This is a genomic window from Arthrobacter sp. B2I5, from assembly GCF_030816735.1.
In the GTDB taxonomy this organism is placed as follows: domain Bacteria; phylum Actinomycetota; class Actinomycetes; order Actinomycetales; family Micrococcaceae; genus Arthrobacter.
On the sequence record NZ_JAUSYF010000001.1, the window covers coordinates 3,166,326 to 3,190,895 of the forward strand.

The following is a 24,570-nucleotide window of genomic DNA, read 5'->3' on the forward strand; positions in this document are numbered from 1 at the left end:
GACAAAGAAGTCATTGCATTGGAGGGTTAGGGCAACATGACGTCCCAGACCACGCAGACGGACCCGGTCATCCTTGAGATGCGGTCCATCACCAAAGAATTCCCGGGCGTTAAAGCGTTGGATAACGTTAGCCTCCGGGTCAAGGCCGGTGAGATCCACGCCATTTGCGGCGAGAACGGCGCCGGCAAGTCCACCCTGATGAAAGTCCTCTCCGGCGTGTACCCGTACGGAAGCTACGACGGCGACATCGTCTACCAGGGGCAGGTCCAGCAGTTCAGGGACATCCGGGCCAGCGAACACGCCGGCATCGTGATCATCCACCAGGAACTGGCGCTGATCCCGGAGCTGTCCATCATGGAGAACATCTTCCTTGGCAACGAACCCACCAAGCGGGGCGTGATCGACTGGGCCGAAGCCAGGCTGCGCTCACTGGACCTGTTGGCGAGGGTGGGCCTCCGGGATGATCCGGACACCCCCATCAAGGAAATCGGTGTGGGCAAGCAGCAGCTGGTGGAAATCGCCAAGGCGCTGAACAAGTCCGTGAAGATCCTGATCCTGGACGAGCCCACTGCCGCCCTCAACGAGTCCGACTCCCAGCACCTGCTGGACCTGATGCTCGGGCTCAAGGCCAAGGGCATCACGTCCATCATCATTTCTCACAAGCTCAACGAGATTGAGCAGATCGCCGACTCCATCACCATCATCCGCGACGGCAAATCCATCGAGACCCTTGACGTGAAGGCCGACGGCGTGGACGAGGACCGGATCATCAAGGGCATGGTGGGGCGGACCCTCGAGTCCCGGTTCCCGGACCACACCCCAAAGATCGGCGAAGTGTTCTTCGAGGTCAAGGACTGGACGGTGGGCCACCCCTCGGTCCAGGACCGCCTGGTGTGCAAGGGTTCCAACTTCTTTGTCCGCCGGGGCGAGATCGTCGGATTTGCCGGCCTCATGGGCGCAGGGCGAACAGAGCTGGCCCGCTCGGTGTTCGGACGGTCCTACGGCAGGTTCATCAGCGGCCACATCTACAAGGACGGCCGCGAGATCACGCTCAAGAATGTCCGCCAGGCCATCGACGCCGGGCTTGGCTATGTGACGGAGGACCGCAAGTCGCTGGGACTGAACCTCCTGGACGACATCAAAACCACCACGGTGGCAGCGAACCTGCGCAAGATCAGCCACAACTACGTGGTCGATGCCAACCAGGAGTTCACGGTGGCCGAGGAGTACCGCAAGTCCCTCCGCACCAAAACACCTTCCGTTGAAGAAGGCGTCGCCAAACTCTCGGGCGGCAACCAGCAAAAGGTGGTCCTGGCCAAGTGGATGTTCACCGATCCCGACCTGCTGATCCTGGACGAGCCCACGCGTGGCATTGACGTCGGCGCCAAGTACGAGATCTACGGCATCATCCAGCAGCTGGCCAACCAGGGCAAGGGAGTCATCGTCATCTCCTCGGAGCTCCCCGAGCTCCTGGGCCTGTCCGACCGTATCTACACGATCTTCGAAGGCGCCATCACCGGCGTCCTGAACAAGGACGAGGCCACCCAGGAAAGCCTGATGAAGCTGATGACCTCCGCCACCCGAAAAGCCGCCTGACCCTCTGGCCCATTCCAGAACCTTCCGGACACAAGGACTGAAACCATGAATGCCCTCAAGAAGCTTTTTGGCGGGAATACCCGCCAATTCGGCATGATCTTCGCCCTGGTGGCGCTGATCATCTTCTTCCAGATTGCCACCCAAGGCCGGACGCTTACCTCCGGCAACGTCATCAACCTCTTCAACGGCAACTCCTACATCCTCATCCTGGCAATCGGCATGGTGCTGGTGATCATTGCAGGACACATCGACCTTTCCGTCGGCTCCGTCGCCGCCTTCGTGGGCGTCACAGTGGCCCTGGCCATCCGCGACTGGGGTATCCCCTGGTATGCCGGGGTCCTCCTTGGCCTGCTCCTGGGCGCCCTGATCGGCGCCTGGCAAGGCTGGTGGACCGCGTACGTCGGGATTCCGGCGTTCATCGTGACGCTGGCAGGCATGCTCCTGTTCCGCGGCTTCAACCAGTTCGTGGGCAAGTCCAACACCATCCCGGTCCCCTCGGACTTCCAGTACCTGGGCTCCGGCTACCTGCCCGAAGTAGGACCCAACATCGGTTACAACAACCTGACCCTGCTCCTCGGCCTTGCCGCCGCTGCGTTCGTGGTTGTCAGCGAGCTGCGCTCCCGCGCCAGGGCCAAGGCACTCGGTGCCGAAGTTCCCGAAATGTGGGTCACCGTCCTGAAGCTGGTCCTCATCTGCGCCGCCATTCTCTACGCCACGTACCTGTTCGCCACTGGCCGTCCGGGCACCTCCTTCCCCATCCCCGGCCTGATCCTGGCCGTCCTTGTCCTGATCTACGGCTTCATCTCCTCCCGCACCGTCATCGGCCGCCACGTCTACGCAGTCGGTGGCAACCGGCATGCAGCAGAGCTGTCCGGCGTCCAGTCCAAGAAGGTCAACTTCCTGGTAATGATGAACATGTCCATCCTCGCGGGCCTGGCCGGCATGATCTTCGTCGGCCGGTCCACCGCCTCAGGTCCGTTCGACGGCGTCGGCTGGGAACTGGACGCCATCGCCGCAGTGTTCATCGGCGGCGCGGCAGTGACCGGCGGCGTGGGCACCGTCATCGGATCCATCATCGGTGGCCTGGTCATGGCAGTCCTGAACAACGGCCTCCAGCTCCTCGGCGTCGGTGCAGACCTCACCCAGATCATCAAGGGCCTGGTGCTCCTGATCGCCGTCGCCTTCGACGTCTACAACAAGAGCCAGGGCAAGACGTCCATCATCGGCATGCTGACCAGGAACTTCAACCGCCCCTCCGGCGGTGGCCCGAGCAACCCGCTCCAGCCCGACGAAACCACCTCCACCAAGGAAGCGATCGCCAGGGAAGCCTGAGCTCCCGCGACCTGACCGAGTTATACACAACAAAGAAAGAGAACCAACAATGCGAATGTTTGGTAAAGCAGGAAAGGCCGCAGCGGTTGCTGCCATCGCAGCACTGGCGCTGACGGGCTGTGGACGCTCGGAATCCCCCTCGGGCGGAGCCAGCGGAGGAGCAGGCGGGTTCCCGCAGGACTCCTCCATCGGCGTGGCACTCCCGCAGAAAACCAGTGAAAACTGGGTCCTGGCCGAAAAGCTCTTCAACGACGGCCTCAATGGTGCAGGGTTCAAGGCTGACGTCCAGTTCGCCAACGGCGGCGTGTCGGAGCAGCAGAACCAGATCAGCGCCATGGTCACCAAGGGTGCCAAGGTCATCATCGTGGGCGCTATCGACGGCTCCCAGCTGGGAACCCAGCTGAAGCAGGCCAAGGACAGCGGCGCCACCATCATCGCTTATGACCGCCTGCTGCTGAACACCGAGAACGTGGACTACTACGTGGCCTACGACAACTTCAAGGTCGGTGTCCTCCAGGGCCAGGCCCTGCTGGAGGGCATGAAGGCCAAGAAGCCGACAGGTCCCTACAACATCGAACTCTTCGCCGGCTCCCCCGATGACGCCAACGCAAAGGTCTTCTTCGACGGCGCCATGAGCGTCCTGAAGCCGAAGATCGACGACGGCACGCTCAAGGTACTGTCCGGTCAGACCAACTTTGAGCAGGCTGTGACCCAGGGCTGGAAGGCAGAGAACGCCCAGCGCCGTGCCGACACGCTGCTCACCGGCAGCTACGGCAGCGCAAGCCTGGACGGCGTCCTCTCCCCCAACGACACCCTGGCCCGCGCCGTCCTGACCTCGGTCAAGGCAGCCGGGAAGCCGACCCCCGTCATCACCGGCCAGGACTCGGAAGTTGAGTCCGTCAAGTCGATCCTTGCGGGCGAGCAGTACTCCACCATCAACAAGGACACCCGCAAGCTCGTTGAGCACGCCATCACCATGGTCAAGGACCTCCAGGCAGGCAAGAAGCCTGAGGTCAACGACGACAAGTCCTACAACAACAAGGTCAAGACTGTTCCGGCCTACCTGCTGGAACCGGTCATTGTGACCGCCGCCAACGTGAAGACGGCCTACAAGGACGATCCCGTACTCGGCCCGATTACCAAGTAACACCCTTTTAGAACCAGCCGGTACACCCGGCAACCGGAATGCCCGGTCCCTTCGCGGGGCCGGGCATTCCTGCGTCTTGGCACAGCCGCAAGCACTTCACAGCCCAGGCACAGGTTGGGCCGGATTCCTGCACAGGATGCCCGGCGAGGGTTGAGGCGAAGCCGGCCTTCCGCGCCGGCACCTGAGTCATAGGAGTAACGTGAGCGTCCTTGCCCGAAGCGTAGGCAATGCCTTCCGAAACAAGGTCCGCACCGCAGCAGTTGTCGCGGTGCTGGCCGTCGCCATAGGCCTTGCCCTGGCCATGCTGGTGGCCAACCAGGCGGTCGGGGCGAAAGTCCAGGAGCTCAATGCCTCCGTCGGCACCGTCCTGACCATCAACCCCGCCGGCGGGCAGGGCTTCGAAGGCGGCGGCGAGCCGCTCACCACCGACCAGGCAGCCACGGCCGACGGCGTGCCCAACGTCAGTGCCGTCGTCGGGACCTCCTCACTGCGGCTGCGAAATGCTACAGAAGCCGCCGCACAGGCCGCTGCCGGACAAGCGGGACAGACCGGCCAGACCGGGCCCGGAGGCCAAGCCGGGCAGGGCGGCCCGGGCGGGCAGGCGGCAGCCACGCTGACCACCAGCCTGACGGCCGCGGTGGATGCAGACATCCTAGGCAACCGCAACCAGCAGGCCAACGGCACCACAGGCGCCACCGGAACCACACAGCAGCCCGTCCGGTCCCTGCCCATCACCGCCACCGGCATCGGCGCCGAAGTGGACACCACGGGCAAGGCACTGAACATTACCCAGGGCTCCGGCCTCGGCGACTACTCGACGGCGTCCACCGCCGCATTGCTGGGCACCACCCTGGCGGAGAAGAACAACCTCACCGTCGGATCCACCTTCACCATCAATGACCAGGCCTACACGGTCTCCGGCCTGTTCGACGCCGGCACCACCTTCGGCAACAACGCCGTCTATGTCACCCTCCCCACCGCCCAGGCCCTCGCCGGAACACCCGGTGAACTGTCCAGCATGATCGTGACGGTCAATTCCATGGACAACGTCGCCGCTGCCAAGACGGCTTTGCAGACAGCCCTTGGCACGGACAAGGCTGACGTCACCCAGGGCCAGAACCTGCAGACCGCGGTCAGCTCCCTGGACAGCGTCAAGAACATCTCCTTCATCGCGTTCGTCGCCGCCCTGGGCACCGCGGGACTCATCATCCTGCTCATCATGGTGATGCTGGTCCGCGAGCGCCGCCGCGAAATCGGTGTGCTGAAGGCCATTGGTGCACCCAACCGCACCATAGGCCTGCAGTTCGTCCTCGAAGCCCTGGTCCTGGCAGCCCTGGGCAGCGGCCTGGGCGCCGCCATCGCATCGTTCGCCAGCGGCGGCATCGCCTCCGCCCTGATCAGCAGCAACACCGCCACAACCACTGCCACCACAGGCCGGGGCTTCCCGGGCGGAGCCGGCGGCGGCGCCGGCTTCCCGGGCGGCCAGGGTGGACCCTTTGGCGGCGCTTCCCAGCTGTTGAACTCCGTCACCGCCAGCGCATCACCCGGAGTGATCGCCGCTGGCATCGCCGCCGTATTCGGCGTCGCCATTATCGGTGCCCTGGTTCCGGCGCTGCTCACGGCACGCATCCGTCCCATCGAAGTCCTGCGAGGAGAATAGCCATGATTGAAGTCAAGAACCTGGTCCGCACCTTCAACTCCGGTGACCGCACCATCAAACCGGTCAACGACGTCAGCTTCGTCCTTGAACAGGGCACCCTCGCCTCCATCGTGGGCAAAAGCGGCAGCGGCAAGAGCACACTGTTGTCCCTCCTCGGTGCCCTGGACAAGCCAACCAGTGGCGACGTCGTCGTCAACGGCGTAAGCCTCGCGAGGATGCCGGACGGCAAGCTGACCGAATACCGCCGCCGCGACATCGGGTTCGTGTTCCAGCAGTTCAACCTGATCCCCAACCTGTCCACGGTGGACAACGTGATGCTTCCCATGGAGTTCGCGGGGATGCGCAAGGCTGCCCGCCTGCAGCGCGCCAGGGAGCTGCTTGAACAGGTCCAGCTGGATCCGTCCAAGCACGAACGGCGCATTAACCGGCTCTCCGGCGGCGAGCAGCAGCGCGTGGCCATTGCCCGGGCACTGGCCAACGAGCCCAAACTGATCCTCGCCGACGAGCCCACGGGCAACCTCGACGAGCAGACCGGCGACCACATCATCGAGCTCCTCAGCTCGCTTGTGCGGGACCATGACACCACCATCCTGGTGGTCACCCACGACCGGGCCCTGGCCAACAAGACGGATCGCCGGTTTCGCCTGCAGCAGGGCAAGCTGACGGAGGAGCCGGTCCGGGGCAGGGCGGTGGCTGCCAACGCCTGACATCAGTCCAAGGGGGCCGAAGATGAGGACATCCCGTCCCATCTTTGGCCCTTTTTGCTCACTTGTGTGTCCCGCTGGAGGTTCCCCGTGCCTCCCCCGCCGCTGTGACAGGATTGCAGCTATGACTGCTCCCATCGCCACGCCATGGCTTTCCAGCCAGCCCGACCAGGATCCGCGTTCTGCTACCGGTGCTCGCCTTCGCTGGGGAATTATCGCGACGGGCAGCATCGCCCGCGCCGTCTCGCAGGACCTCGCGCTGCTTGAAGACGCCGAGTTGTATGCGGTCAGCTCCCGGACACAGGACACTGCCGACGCTTTTGCCGTGGCCTACGACTTTGCAAAGGCCTACGGGGACGACGGCGGTGTTCGCGGCTACCAGCGCCTGCTCGCCGATGACGCCGTGGACGTTGTCTACGTCGCCACGCCGCACGCACAGCACCATGAGATTGTCCTCGCTGCCCTCAATGCCGGCAAGCATGTGCTCTGCGAGAAGGCTTTCACCATCAACGCCCGCGAAGCATCGGAGCTCATCGACCTTGCCCGCAGCCGCGGATTGTTCCTCATGGAGGCGGTGTGGAGCCGCTTCCTGCCCTCGATGCAGCGGGCGTTCCAGATCGCAGCTTCAGGTGAACTGGGAGACATCCACTGGATCACCGCAGACCTGGGATTCCCGGCGCCGTACTCCCCCACAGCCAGGCTGTGGGCCCGGAAGGACGGCGGTGGGGCCTTGCTGGATTTGTCCGTCTACCCGCTCCTGTGGGCGCTGGGCACCCTTGGCTTTCCCCAGACAGTCAGCGCCACCGGCTTTGTCAACGATGACGGCGTGGATGCACAGAACGCCATGACCCTCGGCTACGGCCACGCGGCCCAGGTCCAGCTCACCTCCTCGCTCCTGGCCCACGGCCCGCGCACGGCAACCGTCGCGGGGAGCCTGGGCTTCCTGCAGAGCGTCGGCTCCATCAACAACCCCCGCGAACTCATCATCACCAAAGGATGGGAAGAGCGCCGGACCGAAACCTTTGACGTGGTCGGCAAAGGCTACGCCTACGAACTGCGCGAAGTCATGCGGTGTGTCCAGCAGGGGCTGACCGAAAGCCCGGTGATGCCGCTTGAAGACACACTGAACACCATGCGCCTGTTCGACGGCGTTCGCGCCCAACTGGGCGTGAGCTACCCCAACGACAGCCATTAGCGGGCACGCGAGGACGAACGACGGCGGCGAACCCGGCTTTCCCAAGACCGTCACGCATGTGACTTCCTGCTTTCGCCCGTGACACGTAGCGCTGCTTTTCCCGCCATTTGTAAATTCCCTTGAGAGTTCTCTGGACTTCAAGTAAAAAGCAGTCTTACCATTTAGACGGCATAGATTGCACCGGTCACTGGGGGGGTGGTATGCATGGCTCGTATCAGTTCGCCATGGCGTGCCCTGCGCCCGGTGATCCTTGCCGGAGCAGCCGCAGTCACCTGGCTGACGCTGTCGTCAACGGGAGCATCCGCCGACTCCGGTCCTGACTCTTCGTCGCTGTTCGGCAATGTCACCAGCTCGGTTTCATCGCTGGTCCAGGATGTTGCAGGTTCGGTTTCACCGGCTGCGCCGCGACCTGCTGCAGGACCCGGCTTGGTGCAGCCTGTAGTAACCCCGGTTTCTGGGCTGGCAGATAACCTCATTGCCGCCGTTACCGTCGTGGACCAGGTGGTTCCGGCGGGAACTGTTTCCGCGGTCTCCGCCCCCGTTGTTGAGCTTGCCGACAGCGTGACGACCAGCGTGGCGCAGGTTGTTGTAGCCCCTGCAGCAGATGCCCTTCCGGTTCTCGAGCCGGTGCTCCAACCGGTTTCCGACCTTCTGACCGGCACTGCTCCACTGCCCCTCCCCCTTCCGGATCCGCCCGTTGGCGCGGTGCCCGTGGATCTTCCGGCAGGGGTAATCCCTGATTCCGCCGCAGCTCAGAGCGCAGCCGTGGAAACACTTCCGGAAGCATCCGAGACGGCAGCGGAGGCGGATGTTGACGCGGGCTCCCCGGATTCCGGGCAGGTTACCGGCGGCAACCCGGGATCGGAAGCGTCAGGCGTTTCAGTCCTGGCAGGCACTTCTGGCCCACGAACTGCAGTATCTGTGCCCGCTGCTCCGGATTATGAGGAGCCCCTTCCCGTTGACCAGGCCCCGCTGCCTGCCCAGGTTCCATCCCCGGCATCGGGCGCGGGCAGTGGCGGGTCTTCCGGCAGCCTGTCCGGTGCCGCTGCATGGCTTAGCCCTTTCGGCTTTGGTTTTGAACGTCCGGGCGCTGTTCCCGCCATCGAGGCGTCTGAGCACGCTCCCGCACCGGTGTCATTCGACCCCGGTTCTTCCCCTGACTAGTTGAGGCACCCTGCCCAATATTGGGCAGCATGTGGCTTTACGGGCAGCTGAGCTGCGCCCGAACAACCTCAACTTTTCAGGAGTATCCATCATGAACTGCACCCTTCGCAGGGGGCTTCTTAGCACCCTCTTTGCCGGCGGCCTTCTGGCTTTCGGTTGCGCTGCCGCGAACGCAGCGGACACCACCAGCGGGACGGATCTTTCCGCCTCCGCCCTCATCTCGGCGGCGGCACCTTCCGAATCGACGTCGTTGGGCCTGCTGGGTGACCCAACGCCGACCGGTTCAACGGGTGTCGCCGCCGCAGTGGACGTCAACCTCGGCCTCGGAGGCACGGGCACGGGCACGGGGACCACGGACGCTACGACGGCAGACCTCGCCGTCGACGCAGCCGTAGACCTCGGACTCGGCGGCATCACCACCGACCCCGCCACCACCGGCACCACCGACCTGGCCGCCGCAGCCGACGTCACCCTCGGCCTCGGGAGCACCGGGACCGGGACCACGGACGCCACCACGGCAGACCTCGCCGTCGACGCAGCCGTAAACCTCGGACTCGGCGGCATCACCACCGACCCCGCCACCACCGGCACCACCGACCTGGCCGCCGCAGCCGACATCAACCTCGGCCTCGGAGGCACGGGCACGGGGACCACGGACGCCACCACGGCAGACCTCGCCGTCGAAGCAGCCGTAAACCTCGGGCTCGGCGGCATCACCACCGACCCCGCCACCACCGGCACCACCGACCTGGCCGCCGCAGCCGACGTCACCCTCGGCCTCGGAGGCACGGACACGGGCACGGGGACCACGGACGCCACCACGGCAGACCTCGCCGTCGACGCAGCCGTAAACCTCGGACTCGGCGGCATCACCAGCGGTGATACCAACGGGCTTGGCACCACCGTTGATGCAGCCGTGGATCTAGCCATTGGCGGTGTCACCAACGGTGACGTGGCAAGTGGAGTCGACGCAGTGGTTGATCTTGGAGCTGGTCCCGGTACCGGAACTGCAGGTACCGGCGGACTGGATGCTGTTGTGGACCTGGGCATTGACCTGGGTATCGGAGCTGGTGGTGACAGCGGCACGGGCACCCCGGGGACGAACGCACCCGGCACCACTGATCCGGGAACCACCAACCCGGGAGACGGCACCAGCGGTGACACTGGCACCCTTGATCCAGGAACCACTGCTCCAGGTACCGGTACTCCGGGTTCAGGTGACCCTGCCGGCAACGGCGGCACCACTGCCGGCGATGGTTCCGCAAGCGGCAACGGCGGCACCGGCACCGCTGGCAGCGGCAACTTCACGGCGGCCCCGGCAGGCTCCACCGCGGTGAGCGGAGCCATCGGCACGGTTACAGCACCCCGCAGCACTCCGGCCAACGGAAGCCCTGCCCTTGCCAATACGGGTTCTGCCCACACCGGCCTGGCCAAGACCGGCTGGGACGGATCGCTGGTTCCCCTGGCCCTGCTGATCCTGGCAGGCGGACTCCTGATGCTCCGTAAGCGCAAGGTGTCCTAGAAACATCAAGGCAATAGCGGAAACCGCCCGTACACGCGCCTGAAGCGGCAGCATTCAGCGGGCTGGCGAAAGGAGGAGACCCGACACAAACAACCAAGCAACAGTACAAAACATGTCTTCAGCACACATGTCCTTGTAGCCAATGGTCCGGCGGCGAAGCTGTTTCAAATCGCCGCCGGGCCGTCGGCCTGCGCAAGGCGAAAGCCTAGGTCAATCGTTGGTTTAACCGGAGCGCCCGTATAATTTGAGGTACGACAGTGCCGCAGCGCACCGGGAGGAACGGTCATGGTGGCGGAATCGCCTAGCTCCATCAAGAATGAAGTTGTCGGCGGTCGCTACCGTTTGGGCGAAGTTGTAGGCCGCGGTGGAATGTCATCGGTGTACTGCGCTCACGACGAAAAACTGGGCCGTGACGTGGCGTTGAAGCTCTTCGCTCCCCAGGCTCCAGACGCAGAAGAGCTCAAGCGGCAGGAAGCCGAAATCCAGCTCCTTGCCACCTTGAACCATCCGGGCCTCGTGACGCTCTTCGATGCCGGAATCGATGACCGTATTCCGGACGAGCCCCGCCCCTTCCTGACCATGGAACTCGTCGAGGGCCAGGACCTGCGCAGCCGCATCCGGCACAGCAGGGTGCCGCTGGAGGAGCTGTCCGTCATCGGCGCGGGCATCGCCGATGCACTGGCATACGTGCACGGCCTGGGCATCATCCACCGCGATATCAAACCTGGGAACATCCTCCTGGTCCAGATCCGCCCGGGCGAGCCGCTGCGGCCCAAGCTCACGGACTTCGGCATCGCCAGGATCGTGGATTCCACCCGGCTCACGGCCACCGGCACGATGGTAGGCACGGCTGCCTATCTCAGCCCCGAGCAGGCCCTCGGCAAACCACTGTCTTCAGCCACGGACATCTACTCCCTGGGCCTGGTGCTGCTGGAGTGCATCAAGGGCACCGTTGAGTATCCGGGCAGTGCAGTGGAATCCGCCGTTGCCCGGCTCCACCGCGCCCCGGAAATCCCCGACGACGTCCCCGCGGAATGGGCCGACCTCATTCGTTCCATGACTGCCATCGAGCCGCTGGAACGGCCTGCGGCCGCTGACATTGAGACGGCGCTGCGCCAGGCCCTGGTTTCGCCCGCATCAACGCCCGGCGAACTGGTACCGGAAACCACGCGCGTACTTCCGGCCATGCCCTTTCACCCGCCCTCCATCACTGCTGAAGAATCAGTGGAAGAGGTGCGCGAAGCGGCAGCAGCCGCGGAGGCTGAAGATCCAGCACCCGGCGGCCGGCCTGCGGCCCCGCCATCTGCTTCTGGAGCGGCAGCGTCCGGAGTGGCTAACAGCCCCTCCGCCAGAAAGGTTCCCCGCAAATCCCGCCTGTCCCGGACCCAACGCATCTGGCTGGCCGTCGTGCTCGGTGCCCTGGTGATTGCTGCAGCCGCCGCTGCGGTGATGATGAGCCTCTCCGCCCCGCCGGCCGACGTCGTCCCTTACCCCACGGTGACCGGCGTGCTGGGCGACCATCTGCAGGAGCTCCAGAAGAGTGTTGAGCCGTGACCTTGCGGTATGCCATGCGCGGCCGGATGGTCCTGGCCTGCTCGGCGACCCTCCTGGCGGCGGGTTTGCTCAGCGCGTGCGCCGGACCAGGGAGCGGCCTGAAGCGCGAGGCAGCGGCACAACTCCAGGCGCGGGTGCTGGAAGTGACCCAGGCGTCGTCCCAAAATGATCCGGCAACGGCACTGAAGGCGCTGGAGGGTCTTGAAACGGACCTCTCGGCGCTTCAGGCAAAGGGCCAGGTGTCCGAGGAGCGGCGCCGGAGCATCACCACCGTGGCCACCGCTGTCCGTGCGGACCTCAAGGAAGCCGTTGACGCGCAGCAGGCGGCAGCAAAAGCCGCCGAGGATGCCCGGACCGGCCAGGCAGCTCAAAGTCCCTCCCCCACCGCCGAGGTGCCCGCACCCCAGCCAGCCCCCGCGCCGGCTCCCGCGCCCGCCCAAGGCAACGCGGGGGGAAATGGTGCCGACGCCGGCAAGAACAACAACGGCGACAAGGGCAAGGGCAAGGACTAGCCCCGGCACAGAGCGCATAGAAAAGAGGCGGTGCTCCGGAGCAATCCGGAGCACCGCCTCTTTTTCGCAGCTGCCGCAGCAGCGGCCGGCCTTACGCGAGGCTGGCGATGACTTCGTTGAGAGTGGCGGAAGGACGCATCACGGCGGAAGCCTTGGCGTCCTCCGGGCGGTAGTAGCCGCCGATGTCCACGGGTGAGCCCTGGACCTTAGCCAGCTCGCCCACAATCGCTTCCTCCTTGGAGGAAAGCTCGTTGGCGACTGAACTGAATGCGTCGGCCAGGTCGGCGTCGTCCGTCTGCTTTGCCAGCTCCTCCGCCCAGTAGCGGGCCAGGAAGTAGTGGCTGCCACGGTTGTCCAGCTCGCCCACCCGGCGGCTCGGGGACTTGTTCTCGAGCAGGAACGTGCCCGTGGCGCGGTCCAGGGTGTCGGCCAAGACCTGTGCGCGGGCGTTGCCCGTGGTGGTGGCCAGGTGTTCGAAGCTGACGGCCAGTGCCAGGAACTCACCCAGGCTGTCCCAGCGGAGGTGGTTTTCCTTGAGCAGCTGCTGGACGTGCTTCGGGGCGGAACCGCCGGCACCGGTCTCGAAGAGTCCACCGCCGTTCATCAGCGGAACAACCGAAAGCATCTTGGCGCTGGTGCCCAGTTCCAGGATGGGGAACAGGTCCGTGAGGTAGTCGCGGAGCACGTTGCCGGTGACGGAGATGGTGTCCTCGCCCTTGCGGATGCGCTCCAGGGTGAAGGCGATGGCCTTGACCGGGGACATGATCTGGATGTCCAGGCCCTCGGTGTCGTGGTCCTTCAGGTACTCGTTGACCTTGGCGATGAGGTTGGCGTCGTGGGCGCGTTCCTCGTCAAGCCAGAACACGGCAGGAGTCTGGGAGGCGCGGGCACGGGTGACGGCCAGCTTGACCCAGTCGCGGATGGGGGCGTCCTTGGTCTGGCAGGCGCGCCAGATGTCACCTTCGGCCACCTCGTGTTCGATCAGGACGTTGCCTGCGCCGTCCACGATCTGGACCTTGCCGGCTTCCTGGATCTCGAAGGTCTTGTCGTGGCTGCCGTATTCCTCCGCTGCCTGCGCCATGAGGCCAACGTTCGGCACGGTGCCCATGGTGGTGGGGTCGTAGGCGCCGTTGGCGCGGCAGTCGTCAATAACCACCTGGTAGATGCCGGCGTAGGAGCTGTCCGGCAGGACGGCCAGGGTGTCCGCTTCCTTGCCGTCCGGGCCCCACATGTGTCCGGAGCTGCGGATCATGGCAGGCATGGAGGCGTCCACGATGACGTCGCTGGGGACGTTCAGGGTGGTGATGCCCTTGTCCGAGTCCACCATGGCCAGGGCGGGGCCGTCTTCCAGGCCCTTCTTGATGAGGTTCTGCACGCCGTCGCGCACATCCTCGGGCAGGTCCTCGAGGCTGCTCAGGATCGCGGCAAGGCCGTTGTTCGGGCTGATGCCGGCTGCAGCGAGCTGCTTGCCGTAGGTGTCGAAGAGTTCGGTGAAGTAGGCCTTGACTACGTGGCCGAAGATGATGGGGTCCGAGACCTTCATCATGGTGGCTTTGAGGTGCGCGGAGAACAGCACGCCTTCTTCCTTGGCGCGGGCAACCTGTGCCTTCAGGAATTCGTCCAGGGCGGCGGCGCGCATCACGGTGCCGTCGATGACCTCGCCGGCCAGGACCGGGAAGGCCTTCTTCAGGACCTTCACGGAGCCGTCTTCGCGGACCAGCTGGATGGCGATGGTGCCCTCGGACTCGATGATGACGGACTTCTCGTTGGAGCGGAAGTCGTCCTGGCCCATGGTGGCCACGTTGGTCTTGGAGTCAGGGGTCCAGGCGCCCATGGAGTGCGGGTTCTGGCGGGCGTAGTTCTTGACGGACAGCGGCGCACGGCGGTCAGAGTTGCCTTCGCGCAGGACCGGGTTCACGGCCGAACCCTTGATCTTGTCGTAGCGCGAGCGGACGGCGGTTTCCTCATCCGAGGAGGGGTTGTCCGGGTAGTCCGGCAGCGCGTAGCCCTGGCCCTGCAGCTCGGCGATGGCGGCCTTCAGCTGCGGGATGGAGGCACTGATGTTGGGCAGCTTGATGATGTTGGCTTCCGGCGTCTTCGCCAGCTCACCGAGTTCAGCAAGGGCGTCACCGATCTGCTGCTCGGGGGTCAGGTAATCACCGAACTGGGCAATGATGCGGCCGGCGAGCGAAATGTCGCGGGTCTCCACCTCCACACCTGCTGTCGAAGCGAACGCCTCGATGATTGGCAGGAACGAATAGGTAGCCAGCATCGGCGCTTCGTCGGTGTGGGTGTAGATAATCTTGGACATGCGCGGGCGTCTCCCTGTGGGTCGGCTTGGTTGTGAAAAATTCGGTCTATTTCACCATGTACAACTTACCCGAGGACGCCGCCTTGAACCGTACCGGAGTCCCAGCGTTACCCCTGCGGCGGGCAGGATTACAGCGATGGAGAACGGGCGACGGCGGCAGGAACCGAGGTGCGCGGCGCACCTGGGCGTCCGCGGGACAGGGCCGCCTCTCCCGGCCGCGCAGCCATACATGATACGTCACTACTATTTACAAACCTGTCATGAAAGAGATAAATTCGCAGGGTCACACTTGGCCTTTCCAGGCCTTTTCCCCGTTCAGACAGGACAACAATGACAAGCACAAGGTCTCTGGCTTCCGCCCTCCTGAGCCTCTCCGCAGCCACCGTTCTGGCTCTCACCGGCGCGGGTGCTGCCACGGCTGCGCCTGCAGCGGCGGACGACGACAAAAACCCGTCCGTCACCAGTGCTGTCCTGAACGCCGCCGGCGCGGCTGACTACTGGACGCCCGAGCGGATGCAGAGCGCCCTCCCGGGCGACGCACTCGCGGGCAAGGCGCTCGAACGCGGCAACCGTTCCAGCGCTGCGCTCGTGGAGAAAGGCAAACCGTCCTCCACCAAGGGCACCAAGGGCACGGGGACCACAACTGCCACGGCCCAGAGCGAGCAGCCGGTCAGCCACATCGGCAAGGTGTTCTTCACCCTGGCTGGCTCAAATTACGTCTGCTCAGGCAACGCCGTCTCCTCCACCAACGGCAGCACGGTCGCCACCGCAGGACACTGCGTGAACGAAGGCCCCGGCGCGTACGCCACCAACTTCATCTTTGTTCCTGCCTATGAAAACGGCGCGGCGCCCTATGGCAAGTGGTCTGCACGGGCCCTGTACGCTCCGAGCCAGTGGGTCTCCAACGGCGACATGACCTACGACACAGGCTTTGCCGTGCTGAACCGCAACGCGAAGAACCAGACCCTGACGTCCGTCGTTGGCGGGTCCGGCGTCGCCTTCAACCAGGCCCGCGGCCTGACCTACAAGTCCTATGGCTACCCGGCCGCTGCACCTTTCAACGGCGAGACCCTGAAGAGCTGCACCGGCAAGGCAAGCAACGATCCCAACAACCCGCAGTTCAACACCCAGGGCATCCCCTGCGACATGACAGGCGGTTCCTCAGGCGGCCCGTGGTTCATCCAGACGAGCTCCTCCACCGGGGCTGCCGGCGTGCAGAACTCCATCAACAGCTATGGCTACAACCGTTCCGCCGTGATGTACGGCCCGTACTGGGGCTCCGTCATCCAGTCCACCTACGCCAGTGCAGCAAAGTCCTAAGGAACCCAACCACGACGAGGACCCTGTCAGCCACGTGGACCTGACCCAGACCCACGAGGAGGTCCTCGAGTACTGGACCAGGCAGCGGATGGCAGAGGCCAAGCCCCGGGAGATTCAGCTTCCGGATCCCGGCCCGCGTCCAGATGACCAGGACTAACCCGGCACAACGACGACGGCGCCCGTCCCCTTTCGAAGGGGGCGGGCGCCGTCGTTGGTTCTACTTCATCGACTGCTCTGCAATTGTCGTTATGCGCCGGGAAAACGACAGTTACGTGGGCCCACACCGGCAGGGTTCCCTGGCCGAGCTTGCGAGGCTAGGGAGCCGGTGGGGAGCAATCGATCCATTTAGTGGAAGAAGTGGCGGGCGCCGGTGAAGTACATGGTGATGCCGGCGGCGTTGGCTGCCGCGATCACTTCTTCATCGCGGACGGATCCGCCGGGCTGCACCACGGCGCGGACACCGGCGTCGATCAGGATCTGCAAGCCGTCGGCGAACGGGAAGAACGCGTCGGAGGCGGCCACGGCACCGCGGGCACGCTGGGGTGCGGCGGCACCGCTGGCGTTGGACGCACCGCCGGCACCTTCGACGTCGGACTCCACCGTGACGCCCAGCGTGTTGGCCCGCTCCACGGCCAGCCGGCAGGAATCGAGGCGGTTGACCTGGCCCATGCCAATACCCACCGCCGCGCCGTCCTGGGCGAGGAGGATGGCGTTGGACTTGGCGGCCCGGCAGGCGGTCCAGGCGAAAGCGAGGTCCGCGAGGGTCTTCTCGTCTGCGGCCTCGCCGGCAGCGAGGGTCCAGTTGGCGGGGTCGTCGCCGTCGGCGTCCACCTTGTCCGCAACCTGGACCAGCATGCCGCCGGAAACCTGGCGGAACTCCGTGGGGTAGCGGCCGTAGCCCTCGGGGAGGGCGAGCAGGCGGATGTTCTTCTTCTTGGAGAGGATCTCCACGGCTTCAGGTTCGAAGCCGGGGGCGATGACAACCTCGGTGAAGATGTCCTTGACCGTGTTGGCCATGCCGGCGGTGACGGTGCGGTTTGCGGCGATGACGCCACCAAACGCGGACACGGGATCGCAGGCGTGCGCCTTGGCGTGGGCATCGGCGATGGGGTCCGCGGCATCCTTGGAGCCAACTGCCACACCGCAGGGGTTGGCGTGCTTGATGATGGCGACGGCGGGTTCGCTGAAGTCGTAGGCGGCGCGCAGGGCGGCGTCGGCGTCCACGAAGTTGTTGTAGCTCATGGCCTTGCCGTGCAGCTGGTCAGCCTGGGCGATGCCCACCGGGGCGGCCTTGTCAACGTAAAGCGCAGCCTGCTGGTGCGGGTTCTCGCCGTAGCGCAGGACTTCCGAGCGTTCCAGGGACAGGCCCGCGTAGGCGGGCCAGTCAATGACGCCGTCGCCGTCCTCGTCCAGGAACTGGCTGGCAGTCCAGGTGGCCACGGCGTTGTCGTAGGCAGCGGTGTGGGCGAACGCCTTGGCGGCCAGCCGCCGTCGTGTCTTCAGGTCGAAGCCGCCTTCCGCGGCCGCGGTGACAACCTGGCCGTAGAAGGACGGGTCCACCACAATGGCGACGGCGGCGTGGTTCTTGGCGGCCGACCGCACCATGGCAGGGCCTCCAATGTCGATCTGTTCCACGACGTCGTCCTGCGCGGCACCGGACTTGACGGTCTCCACGAACGGGTAAAGGTTCACCACCACCAGGTCGAAGGCTTCGATGTCCATGCTGGCAAGGGTTTCCATGTGGGCCGGGACGCGCCGGTCCGCCAGGATGCCGCCGTGCACGCGCGGGTGCAGTGTCTTGACGCGGCCATCCAGCATCTCGGGTGAACCGGTGACCTCTTCCACCTCTTGCACGGGGATGCCGGCGGCGGCGATCTTCTTGGCCGTGGACCCGGTGGAGACGAGCTTCACGCCCGCTGCGTGCAGGCCCTGGGCGAGCTCCTCCAGACCGGTTTTGTCGTAAACCGAGATCAGGGCCCGGCGGATGGGTACACGGTCAATGGATACGCGCTCATGCTGCGTGAAGCTCACAAATGTCTCCGTCTTATCTCGCGGTACAAGGCCGCGGTTGGTGGGGATACGGCCAGTTTATCGCGAAGGGCGCGGGTTGCCCGGCGTGGCCCCCGGAGTGTGAACGGGGTGGGGCCGGGCTAGAGTTTTGGACAGGAGGCGGCGATGAATACTTACACCACGGTGCCCAGCGGCGAACAGGTGGTCCAGGAACTGCCCTGGCGATGGAAAGTCCAGGGCAGGATCTTCCTGATCGGGGGCCTCGGCTTCATGTTCGATGCCTGGGATGTGACCCTGAACGGCATCCTGATTCCACTGCTGTCCAAGCACTGGTCGCTCTCCGCAGGGGAGGCGGCCTGGGTGGGCACGGCCAACCTGATCGGCATGGCACTCGGTGCCTTCATTTGGGGAACCATCGCGGATACCGTGGGACGGAAGAAGGCCTTCACGGCCACCCTCCTGCTGTTCTCCGTGTTCACGGTGTTCGGCGCGTTCTCCCCGGACTTCGTCTGGTTCTGCGTTTTCCGGTTCATGGCAGGGTTCGGCCTGGGTGGCTGTATACCCGTGGACTATGCCCTGGTGGGTGAGTTCACGCCGCGGAAGCAGCGCGGCAAAGTGCTGACAGCCATGGACGGCTGGTGGCCCATCGGCGCTGCCCTGGCAGGCTTTGTTTCCGCCGGACTGGTGGCCCTCTACGGTGACTGGCGCCTGACCATGCTGGTGATGGTCCTGCCCGCCCTGCTGGTCTTCTGGGTCCGGCGCAGCGTGCCCGAATCGCCGCTGTTCCTCATCCGAAAGGGCCGGCGCGAGGAAGCAGCCCGCATCATCGACGGACTGGTGGAAGCAACCGGTGCGGAGCCACGCGCCTACAGCCTTCCCGATGCCGGGGACGTCCCGCGGCTCTCCGCCGGCAGCGCCTGGACCCAGCTGCGCTCGGTATGGCAATTCAACTGGAAAATCACCGCCGCAGCCTGGTCCCTGTTCTTCAGCATCCTGCTGGTGTACTACCTGTCCCTGACATGGATGCCACGCATCCTGATCGGGGCGGGCTTCGCGGAGTACAAGGCATTCGTCACCACAGCCTCCATGGCCGCCGTCGGATTCCTTGGCGTGGTGGTGGCGGCACTTCTGGTGGAGCGCGTGGGCCGGAAATGGATCCTGGCCATCACCGGTCCGCTGTCCGCGCTGACCCTGGTGATCGTGGCGTTCGTAGTGGACATCCCCACGGCAGCAGTGTTCTGGCTGCTGGTGTTCGGGTTCGTGGTGCAGGTGGCCATCCCGGTGCTTTATGCGTATGTCTCCGAGCTCTATCCCACCGAACTGCGGGGCACAGGGTTCGGCTGGGCGTCCACGTTCTCGCGCCTCGGCGCCGGCTTTGGCCCGTTGATCTTCGCGAACTACTTCTGGCCCGAGCTCGGGCTGGCCACGTCGTTTGCGCTGGCCGGAGCCCTGGTGCTGGCATCTGTCCTGTGGATGGCGTTCTTCTCCCCCGAAACCCGCCAGCGCCGCCTCGACTGACCCGCCCCTCCCCTCCCAACTAGGTAGCAGCAGATGTCGTTTTAGGCCCGTATTCCGACATCTGCTGCTACCTAGTTGGGGCGACCAGCCGCGGCTGAGCAGTGCCGAATGGACTTTTCCGACAGCGGGCCGTGCGTCGCGCTCCATATGCCGCTTCGAAATCCTTACAAGGAGCCAGCCTGCCCGGGAAAAATCCTCATCGCGGGCAATATCGCGAACAACCTGTCCCGCCTCCGAGTGTCCCTCGCCGTCGTATTCCACGGCGGTCTTCAGTTCCGGGTAGCTCAAGTCAGGTTGACGTACGACGCCGGCGCCCAGGTCCGTGCGCACGTTCAGCAGGGGTTCGGGCAGGCCCGCGTCCTCCAGTGCAAGCCGCAGTTTGGTTTCCTGCGCGGAATCCGAGCCCACCCGCGCCCGCTCCAGGGCAACCCGTGCCTTCCTGATGCCGGGTGTCCCCTTGTGCCGGTCCAGCATGTCCTCCAGGTCCTCCATCGTGGCGTACGGCCCGGACCTGCCCTCGAGCTCCGGTCGCGGGATCCGCAGGAGGTGGTCGGCCACAACGGTCAACTCTTCGATGCTCATCTTGCGGGAACAGTCCAACCACGTCCTTGCCCGCGAGGTGATCAGGAGTCCGTTGTGAGTCACGATCTCATCCGCAAAGAACTGGCCGCGGTGCCCCCGGACTCCGCCGCGGCGCGGAATCGCCGTGGTGTCCGGCCTGGAGATGTGGGTGACTGGGTCGTCTTTCCCCGGCAGGAACCCCGGGAAGGACCACAAGGTGAAGGCTGTCGCATGAGAGGCAGCACTGAACTCGGTGACCAGTGTCAACGGCCGGACCACCGACTCCAGCTCAGGAAGCGGAGGGTGCAGCGGCTGCCTTATCCCCCTGCTCGGTGTGGCCAGCGAATGGTGCCGCAGCCGTCCGACTGTAACCCCGGCGTCGGCCGCTTCCTGGAAGGTGAAGGCGCCGGAAGGCAGCACGTCCGGCATAGGCCGCGGAGTTCTCATGGCTCATGGTGGCAAATTTCCTGGCGGAGCTGCTGAAGTTATCCACAGGAGCGTCCTCCGCCCCCAACCAGGTAGCAGCAGGTGTCCGTTTGCGCCTCTATTCCGACATCTGCTGCTACCTAGTTGGGGGAGGGAGGGGTGAGGGGTGAGGGGTGAGGGGTGTTGGGCCGGCGGCTAGGAGGTGGAGAACGAGGGGTCGGCGGCGAGGGCGGCCAGCGTGGAGACCAGGAGCCGGCGCTCCACCACCTTGATGCGCTCGTGCAGGGATTCCTCGGTGTCCGCGTCCTGGATGGCCACGGCCTCCTGGGCAATGATGGGACCCGTGTCCACGCCTGCGTCTGCCCAGTGGACGGTGCAGCCCGTGACCTTCACCCCGTACGCCATCGCATCACGCACGCCATGGGCACCGGGAAATGCCGGCAGCAGCGCAGGGTGCGTGTTCAGGTACCTGCCGTTGAACGCGTCGATGAAGCTTGGGCTGACGATCCGCATGAATCCGGAGGACACCACCACGTCCGGTTTGTAGGCGGCCACGGCCTCGGTGAGGGCGGCGTTCCAGTCGGCGCGGTCCGGGTAGGCCTTGAAGTCCACCACAAATGTAGGGATGCCGGCCGCAGCCGACCGTTCGACGCCGTACGTTCCTTCGCGGTCCGCGCCCACGGCCGCGATCTCCACGGGCAGTTCGCCGGCTTTGACGGCGTCGATAACTGCCTGGAGATTGGACCCGGTGCCGGAAACGAGGACGACGATACGCATTGGTCCAGCTTAGGTGCAGGCTCGCGTACGCTGGAAAACATGAACAGCGAACCGGGCCGGAGCGGGCAACAGCGGGTCAGGGCACCGCTCAGCGAGGCGGCAAAAGCGTCGCTTGCCAAGACCCATACCCTGTTCCGGATGTTCGTGGTTTCGGTGCTCGGCGCTTTCTTTGTGTACCAGCTGGATGTGGGCTACCTGTGGCTGACCACGGTGCTCACCGCCGCGGGCCTGGTCCTGGGAATTGTCCTGCTGGTGCGGGCAGTCCGGCTGAAGGAATCCAAGCTGGTTCTCTTCGGCACCATCTCGGGCCTGGTGGTTGCGGCTGTCATGGTGCTGCTGATTGCCACCACCGTGGTCCTCTTTGACCAGGTCCGCGAGTACCAGGCCTGCCTTGGCCGCGCCCTGACGGACCGGGCCACCCACGCATGCATGGTGCAGTTCCAGGAAGTCCTGCCCACCAAGGTGCGCTGACCCCGGACTGAGCCCTAGTGAACCAGCTCGGCGTCCTGTTCCACTGCCGCGGTCTTCTCGCGTTCCAGCCAGGGTCCGGCCGCGTAGCCAATCACGACGCCGGCAGCCACCTCGGCGGCCACCCACAGTCCCGTCCACAGCGGGTCGGGTCCGATGGCTGTCAGGCGGCCCACGCCGGCTGAGCCCCGGGCAACCCAGGCCAGGCACATGGTCAGCAGGCCAGCGGCAAGGCCGGCGAGCACGCCAAGCACCAGGGTGGAGACAGCCGCGGTGAACCAGCGGGCGTGGATCTTGATGGCCAGCCACTCGTCAAAATGGTTTTCCCCCTCCCGCAGGAACCACCAGCCGGCCATGACGCCGGCCAGCACCGGGACGATCATGGCCACCAAGGCGTAGTCCAGCGGGCCCGACGGGATGGCCGCCAGGACGGGGACTGACGGAAGCGGCCCCACGGCGGTGCCAAGTGGACCCACCTGGGAACCCACTCCCATTGCGAATCCGGCGCCGGAAGTCCAGGCGAGCGCGTAGACCACAAGGTTGGGCAGGAAGCCGAGCTGCGCGATGGTGAGGGCGGCACCTCCCACCGGCCCGGCGTCGAGCGCTTCATAGACAGACACCACAAGGTTCCAGTGGATGAACAGGTCAACAGCCAGCAGCCCTGCTGCCAGAGCAAGCGCAGACATCACCGCCACGAACCCTGCCTTCGCCGCCGATGCAAAGTACGAACCCGCCCAGCGGGAATGCTGGCTGGTACGCGAAATCCAGTCCACGGCGTCGACCCCGATGAGCCGGCTCCAGGAGCCTGCCTCCCTGCGGGCCCCAATCACCATGCCGAGCCCATACGGAACCAGCGGAACCAGCAGCGCGTACCAAAGGTTGATGATGACGTCGGCATTGCGGCAGACGAATCCGGTGGCAGCGCCGAACGCCCCGTAGACCACCCACGATCCCAAAAGGGCCTGCCACAGCTGGTCTGTATAGGAGGCCCGGGCCAGCCGGCGGCCTGCACGCCAGGCCAGGAGGAACGGAATCAGGGTCAGGCCCAGCGGAATCAGGCTCAGGACACCGGTTCCCCCGTGCGAAGCCGCTTCGGGTCCCGCTCCCGCCAGCTCCAGGGGCACGCCGTGGACCAGGAGCCAGGACTGGCCGGCCAGCCGCGCCAGGGCCTCGAATTGGCCGTTTTGGAAACCGGCAGTGGCCCAGACAGCCACGATGGGCGCCACCACCGCCAAGGCAGAAATGATGGCTGCCTGCGCCGTTTCAAGGCCGCCCTGCAGCCACAACGGCATGGGAAGGCCACGGTCTCCGGTCTGGTCAGCGCGCAGTTTCATCGTGTTCCATGGTGTCACGCCGGGTGCGCTCTGCCCGCGAACGACAGGCTCCACGCGGCCACGGATGAACAATCAAATGACCGGCAGGCCGGCGCTTTTTCCGAACCCCCGCCGTAAAATTGGTAGCAACCAACACCAGAAACCCCGCCGAGGGCGTACTGCGATTTCTGCTGGCCACCGCCTTCGACACGGCGCCAGCCAAGGACCCGGATTCCGTAAACCGGGAAAACAGGAGCCGCGAATGAAAGATGAACCGTAAGTTCTGAAGATATTCGTCCTACTGGCTGGTGCAGCCACCGCCATCGGCGCGGCTGCACCAGCGTTTTAAACGACTGCGGCGCCGGGAGCCCCCAAGGTGGCTCCCGGCGCCGTTCACCGTGTCAGGGCTGCTGGTTCAACCAGCGGGCCCGCCGAACGGGGGCCGAGGCCCCCGTCCAGGTCAGCGGCGGGTGCCGCCGTCTGTCTCGATGTTCTCCTTGCGGACTTCCTCGTTGACCGTGACGTCGTCGCGGACAACGTCCTTGTCCAGCCGGACCCGCTCCACCGGAACAGCTTCCTTCTCAACGACGGGGCGCTCCTCGTGGAGGATCACTTCGTGTTCTTCCTCGCTGATGTCAGGTCCGTCGAACGCGGCACCGCGGTTTGCGTCGGTGATGGGCTCACGCTCAATCCGGACTTCTTCGCGCTCCACCGGAATGGTCTTGGTGACGTTCTCGGTGGTGACGTACTTGCGCAAGCGTGCCCGGCCGGTGGCCTCGCGTTCCTTGCCCACGTGCAGCTTTTCCTCGGACCGCGTCATGGCGTCATCCGTGGTGGGACCGGAGGTGTCGTGGCCAACCGCTCCCCGGGCGGAGGTATCCCGGTCGGAGGTGTCACGATCGGACGTGATGCCTGCCGTGGGTGTGCCGGCGTTCAGGTCGGCGTCGCCCTGCAGGTCGACGTCTCCTGCCGTGCCGGACGTTGCCTCGGTGTAGGTCCGTGCGCCACGGTCGTAGTACGTGTACAGCCGGTCCTCTTCCTCGGGGGTGAGGTGGCCGTCGGCGTCTACGCGGGGAGCGTCCTTGACGTGTTCCTTGGTGTACGGGACCACCAGGTCTTCGCCCTGGTTGTGTGCACCCTCAACCGGAATGAATGACTCCGAGGTGCCGAAAAGGCCGGTCTTGACCGTGACCCATGTGGGCTCACCCGTGTCGTCGTCCGCGTACAGCTGTCCGATCGAACCGATCTTGGTGCCATCGGAACCGACGACGTTGCCGCCCTTGGTGAGCAGGTTTTCAAGATTTTCCCTGTTGAGCATGACTCTCCTTGGATGTGTCTTTGCACTGGGTCTGCCAGCAATGGATGTCCTGGCGCGGGTTGTCCCCGACGCCCGGCTTCCGCCCCGGCTGCTTGAGGCTTTGCGCTGACTGCCCCACTACCGTAAGCATGCTTAGCATCAGATGCCAAGCCTACTTACTAA

Annotated in this window: 19 protein-coding genes; 14 read left to right on the plus strand and 5 right to left on the minus strand. The window is 65.2% G+C overall.

The window, feature by feature from the left end:
• Positions 1 to 36 precede the first annotated feature (36 nt).
• From mmsA to QFZ60_RS14795, 10 genes are all read left to right on the plus strand, one after another.
• On the plus strand, positions 37 to 1,596 hold the full coding sequence (gene mmsA / locus QFZ60_RS14750; RefSeq protein WP_307091360.1) for a multiple monosaccharide ABC transporter ATP-binding protein: 1,560 nt from the start codon (positions 37 to 39) through the stop codon (positions 1,594 to 1,596).
• A 45-nt stretch (positions 1,597 to 1,641) separates the two neighbouring features.
• Positions 1,642 to 2,928: a multiple monosaccharide ABC transporter permease gene (gene mmsB, locus QFZ60_RS14755; protein ID WP_142120556.1), complete on the plus strand. Its 1,287-nt coding sequence runs from the start codon at positions 1,642 to 1,644 to the stop codon at positions 2,926 to 2,928.
• A gap of 49 nt (positions 2,929 to 2,977) precedes the next feature.
• Positions 2,978 to 4,075 (plus strand): sugar-binding protein, encoded by a 1,098-nt coding sequence (locus QFZ60_RS14760; RefSeq protein ID WP_142120554.1) that lies wholly within the window; start codon positions 2,978 to 2,980, stop codon positions 4,073 to 4,075.
• 199 nt (positions 4,076 to 4,274) lie between these two features.
• A complete protein-coding gene (locus QFZ60_RS14765) occupies positions 4,275 to 5,735 on the plus strand; it encodes an ABC transporter permease (protein ID WP_307091361.1) in 1,461 nt (486 codons plus the stop codon).
• 2 nt (positions 5,736 to 5,737) lie between these two features.
• Entirely contained in the window at positions 5,738 to 6,442 is a 705-nt protein-coding gene (locus QFZ60_RS14770) for an ABC transporter ATP-binding protein (protein ID WP_307091363.1), read from the plus strand.
• A 121-nt stretch (positions 6,443 to 6,563) separates the two neighbouring features.
• Positions 6,564 to 7,634, plus strand: coding sequence for a Gfo/Idh/MocA family protein (locus QFZ60_RS14775; protein WP_307091364.1), 1,071 nt, complete (start codon positions 6,564 to 6,566; stop codon positions 7,632 to 7,634).
• Positions 7,635 to 7,838: 204 nt separating this feature from the next.
• Positions 7,839 to 8,798: a hypothetical protein gene (locus QFZ60_RS14780; RefSeq protein WP_307091365.1), complete on the plus strand. Its 960-nt coding sequence runs from the start codon at positions 7,839 to 7,841 to the stop codon at positions 8,796 to 8,798.
• Positions 8,799 to 8,889: 91 nt separating this feature from the next.
• Positions 8,890 to 10,320 carry a hypothetical protein gene (locus QFZ60_RS14785; protein ID WP_307091367.1) on the plus strand — a complete coding sequence of 477 codons (1,431 nt, stop codon included), beginning with the start codon at positions 8,890 to 8,892 and terminating at the stop codon, positions 10,318 to 10,320.
• A gap of 285 nt (positions 10,321 to 10,605) precedes the next feature.
• On the plus strand, positions 10,606 to 11,874 hold the full coding sequence (locus tag QFZ60_RS14790) for a serine/threonine-protein kinase (protein WP_307091369.1): 1,269 nt from the start codon (positions 10,606 to 10,608) through the stop codon (positions 11,872 to 11,874).
• Positions 11,871 to 12,386: a hypothetical protein gene (locus QFZ60_RS14795; protein ID WP_307091371.1), complete on the plus strand. Its 516-nt coding sequence runs from the start codon at positions 11,871 to 11,873 to the stop codon at positions 12,384 to 12,386. Before QFZ60_RS14790 ends, QFZ60_RS14795 begins: the two co-directional genes overlap by 4 nt.
• A 91-nt stretch (positions 12,387 to 12,477) precedes the next feature.
• On the opposite strand, the gene QFZ60_RS14800 is transcribed toward QFZ60_RS14795, so the two are convergent.
• Entirely contained in the window at positions 12,478 to 14,697 is a 2,220-nt protein-coding gene (locus QFZ60_RS14800; RefSeq protein WP_307091373.1) for an NADP-dependent isocitrate dehydrogenase, read from the minus strand.
• A 330-nt stretch (positions 14,698 to 15,027) separates the two neighbouring features.
• On the opposite strand from QFZ60_RS14800, the gene QFZ60_RS14805 reads away from it, so the two are divergent.
• Positions 15,028 to 16,017: a serine protease gene (locus QFZ60_RS14805; RefSeq protein ID WP_307091374.1), complete on the plus strand. Its 990-nt coding sequence runs from the start codon at positions 15,028 to 15,030 to the stop codon at positions 16,015 to 16,017.
• Positions 16,001 to 16,174 (plus strand): hypothetical protein, encoded by a 174-nt coding sequence (locus QFZ60_RS14810; RefSeq protein ID WP_307091376.1) that lies wholly within the window; start codon positions 16,001 to 16,003, stop codon positions 16,172 to 16,174. The genes QFZ60_RS14805 and QFZ60_RS14810 overlap by 17 nt, the downstream gene beginning before the upstream one ends.
• A 188-nt stretch (positions 16,175 to 16,362) precedes the next feature.
• Here the strand turns inward: QFZ60_RS14810 and purH are convergent, their stop codons facing one another.
• A complete protein-coding gene (purH, locus tag QFZ60_RS14815; RefSeq protein ID WP_307091378.1) occupies positions 16,363 to 18,048 on the minus strand; it encodes a bifunctional phosphoribosylaminoimidazolecarboxamide formyltransferase/IMP cyclohydrolase in 1,686 nt (561 codons plus the stop codon).
• 144 nt (positions 18,049 to 18,192) lie between these two features.
• Between purH and QFZ60_RS14820 the strand changes: the two genes are divergently transcribed.
• Complete coding sequence (locus tag QFZ60_RS14820) at positions 18,193 to 19,545, plus strand: MFS transporter (protein ID WP_307091380.1); 1,353 nt, start codon at positions 18,193 to 18,195, stop codon at positions 19,543 to 19,545.
• A 1,182-nt stretch (positions 19,546 to 20,727) separates the two neighbouring features.
• Here QFZ60_RS14820 and purN read toward each other — a convergent pair.
• On the minus strand, positions 20,728 to 21,309 hold the full coding sequence (purN, locus tag QFZ60_RS14825) for a phosphoribosylglycinamide formyltransferase (RefSeq protein ID WP_307091381.1): 582 nt from the start codon (positions 21,307 to 21,309) through the stop codon (positions 20,728 to 20,730).
• Positions 21,310 to 21,348: 39 nt separating this feature from the next.
• Between purN and QFZ60_RS14830 the strand changes: the two genes are divergently transcribed.
• Positions 21,349 to 21,780 carry a hypothetical protein gene (locus QFZ60_RS14830; RefSeq protein WP_307091383.1) on the plus strand — a complete coding sequence of 144 codons (432 nt, stop codon included), beginning with the start codon at positions 21,349 to 21,351 and terminating at the stop codon, positions 21,778 to 21,780.
• Between the two features lie 14 nt (positions 21,781 to 21,794).
• On the opposite strand, the gene QFZ60_RS14835 is transcribed toward QFZ60_RS14830, so the two are convergent.
• Both QFZ60_RS14835 and QFZ60_RS14840 read right to left on the minus strand, forming a co-directional pair.
• A complete protein-coding gene (locus QFZ60_RS14835; protein ID WP_307091385.1) occupies positions 21,795 to 23,111 on the minus strand; it encodes a DUF6350 family protein in 1,317 nt (438 codons plus the stop codon).
• A 439-nt stretch (positions 23,112 to 23,550) separates the two neighbouring features.
• Positions 23,551 to 24,408: a PRC and DUF2382 domain-containing protein gene (locus QFZ60_RS14840; protein ID WP_307091386.1), complete on the minus strand. Its 858-nt coding sequence runs from the start codon at positions 24,406 to 24,408 to the stop codon at positions 23,551 to 23,553.
• Positions 24,409 to 24,570: the final 162 nt, after the last annotated feature.

Coding starts and splice junctions, on each gene's coding strand:
- mmsA (WP_307091360.1), top strand. CDS start 37: ATGACGTCCCAGACCACGCAGACGGACCCGGTCATCCTTGAGATGCGG.
- QFZ60_RS14820 (WP_307091380.1), top strand. CDS start 18,193: ATGAATACTTACACCACGGTGCCCAGCGGCGAACAGGTGGTCCAGGAA.
- QFZ60_RS14805 (WP_307091374.1), top strand. CDS start 15,028: ATGACAAGCACAAGGTCTCTGGCTTCCGCCCTCCTGAGCCTCTCCGCA.
- QFZ60_RS14775 (WP_307091364.1), top strand. CDS start 6,564: ATGACTGCTCCCATCGCCACGCCATGGCTTTCCAGCCAGCCCGACCAG.
- QFZ60_RS14760 (WP_142120554.1), top strand. CDS start 2,978: ATGCGAATGTTTGGTAAAGCAGGAAAGGCCGCAGCGGTTGCTGCCATC.
- QFZ60_RS14840 (WP_307091386.1), bottom strand. CDS start 24,408: ATGCTCAACAGGGAAAATCTTGAAAACCTGCTCACCAAGGGCGGCAAC.
- purN (WP_307091381.1), bottom strand. CDS start 21,309: ATGCGTATCGTCGTCCTCGTTTCCGGCACCGGGTCCAATCTCCAGGCA.
- QFZ60_RS14790 (WP_307091369.1), top strand. CDS start 10,606: ATGGTGGCGGAATCGCCTAGCTCCATCAAGAATGAAGTTGTCGGCGGT.
- QFZ60_RS14780 (WP_307091365.1), top strand. CDS start 7,839: ATGGCTCGTATCAGTTCGCCATGGCGTGCCCTGCGCCCGGTGATCCTT.
- QFZ60_RS14830 (WP_307091383.1), top strand. CDS start 21,349: ATGAACAGCGAACCGGGCCGGAGCGGGCAACAGCGGGTCAGGGCACCG.
- QFZ60_RS14770 (WP_307091363.1), top strand. CDS start 5,738: ATGATTGAAGTCAAGAACCTGGTCCGCACCTTCAACTCCGGTGACCGC.
- QFZ60_RS14800 (WP_307091373.1), bottom strand. CDS start 14,697: ATGTCCAAGATTATCTACACCCACACCGACGAAGCGCCGATGCTGGCT.
- QFZ60_RS14835 (WP_307091385.1), bottom strand. CDS start 23,111: ATGAAACTGCGCGCTGACCAGACCGGAGACCGTGGCCTTCCCATGCCG.
- mmsB (WP_142120556.1), top strand. CDS start 1,642: ATGAATGCCCTCAAGAAGCTTTTTGGCGGGAATACCCGCCAATTCGGC.
- QFZ60_RS14785 (WP_307091367.1), top strand. CDS start 8,890: ATGAACTGCACCCTTCGCAGGGGGCTTCTTAGCACCCTCTTTGCCGGC.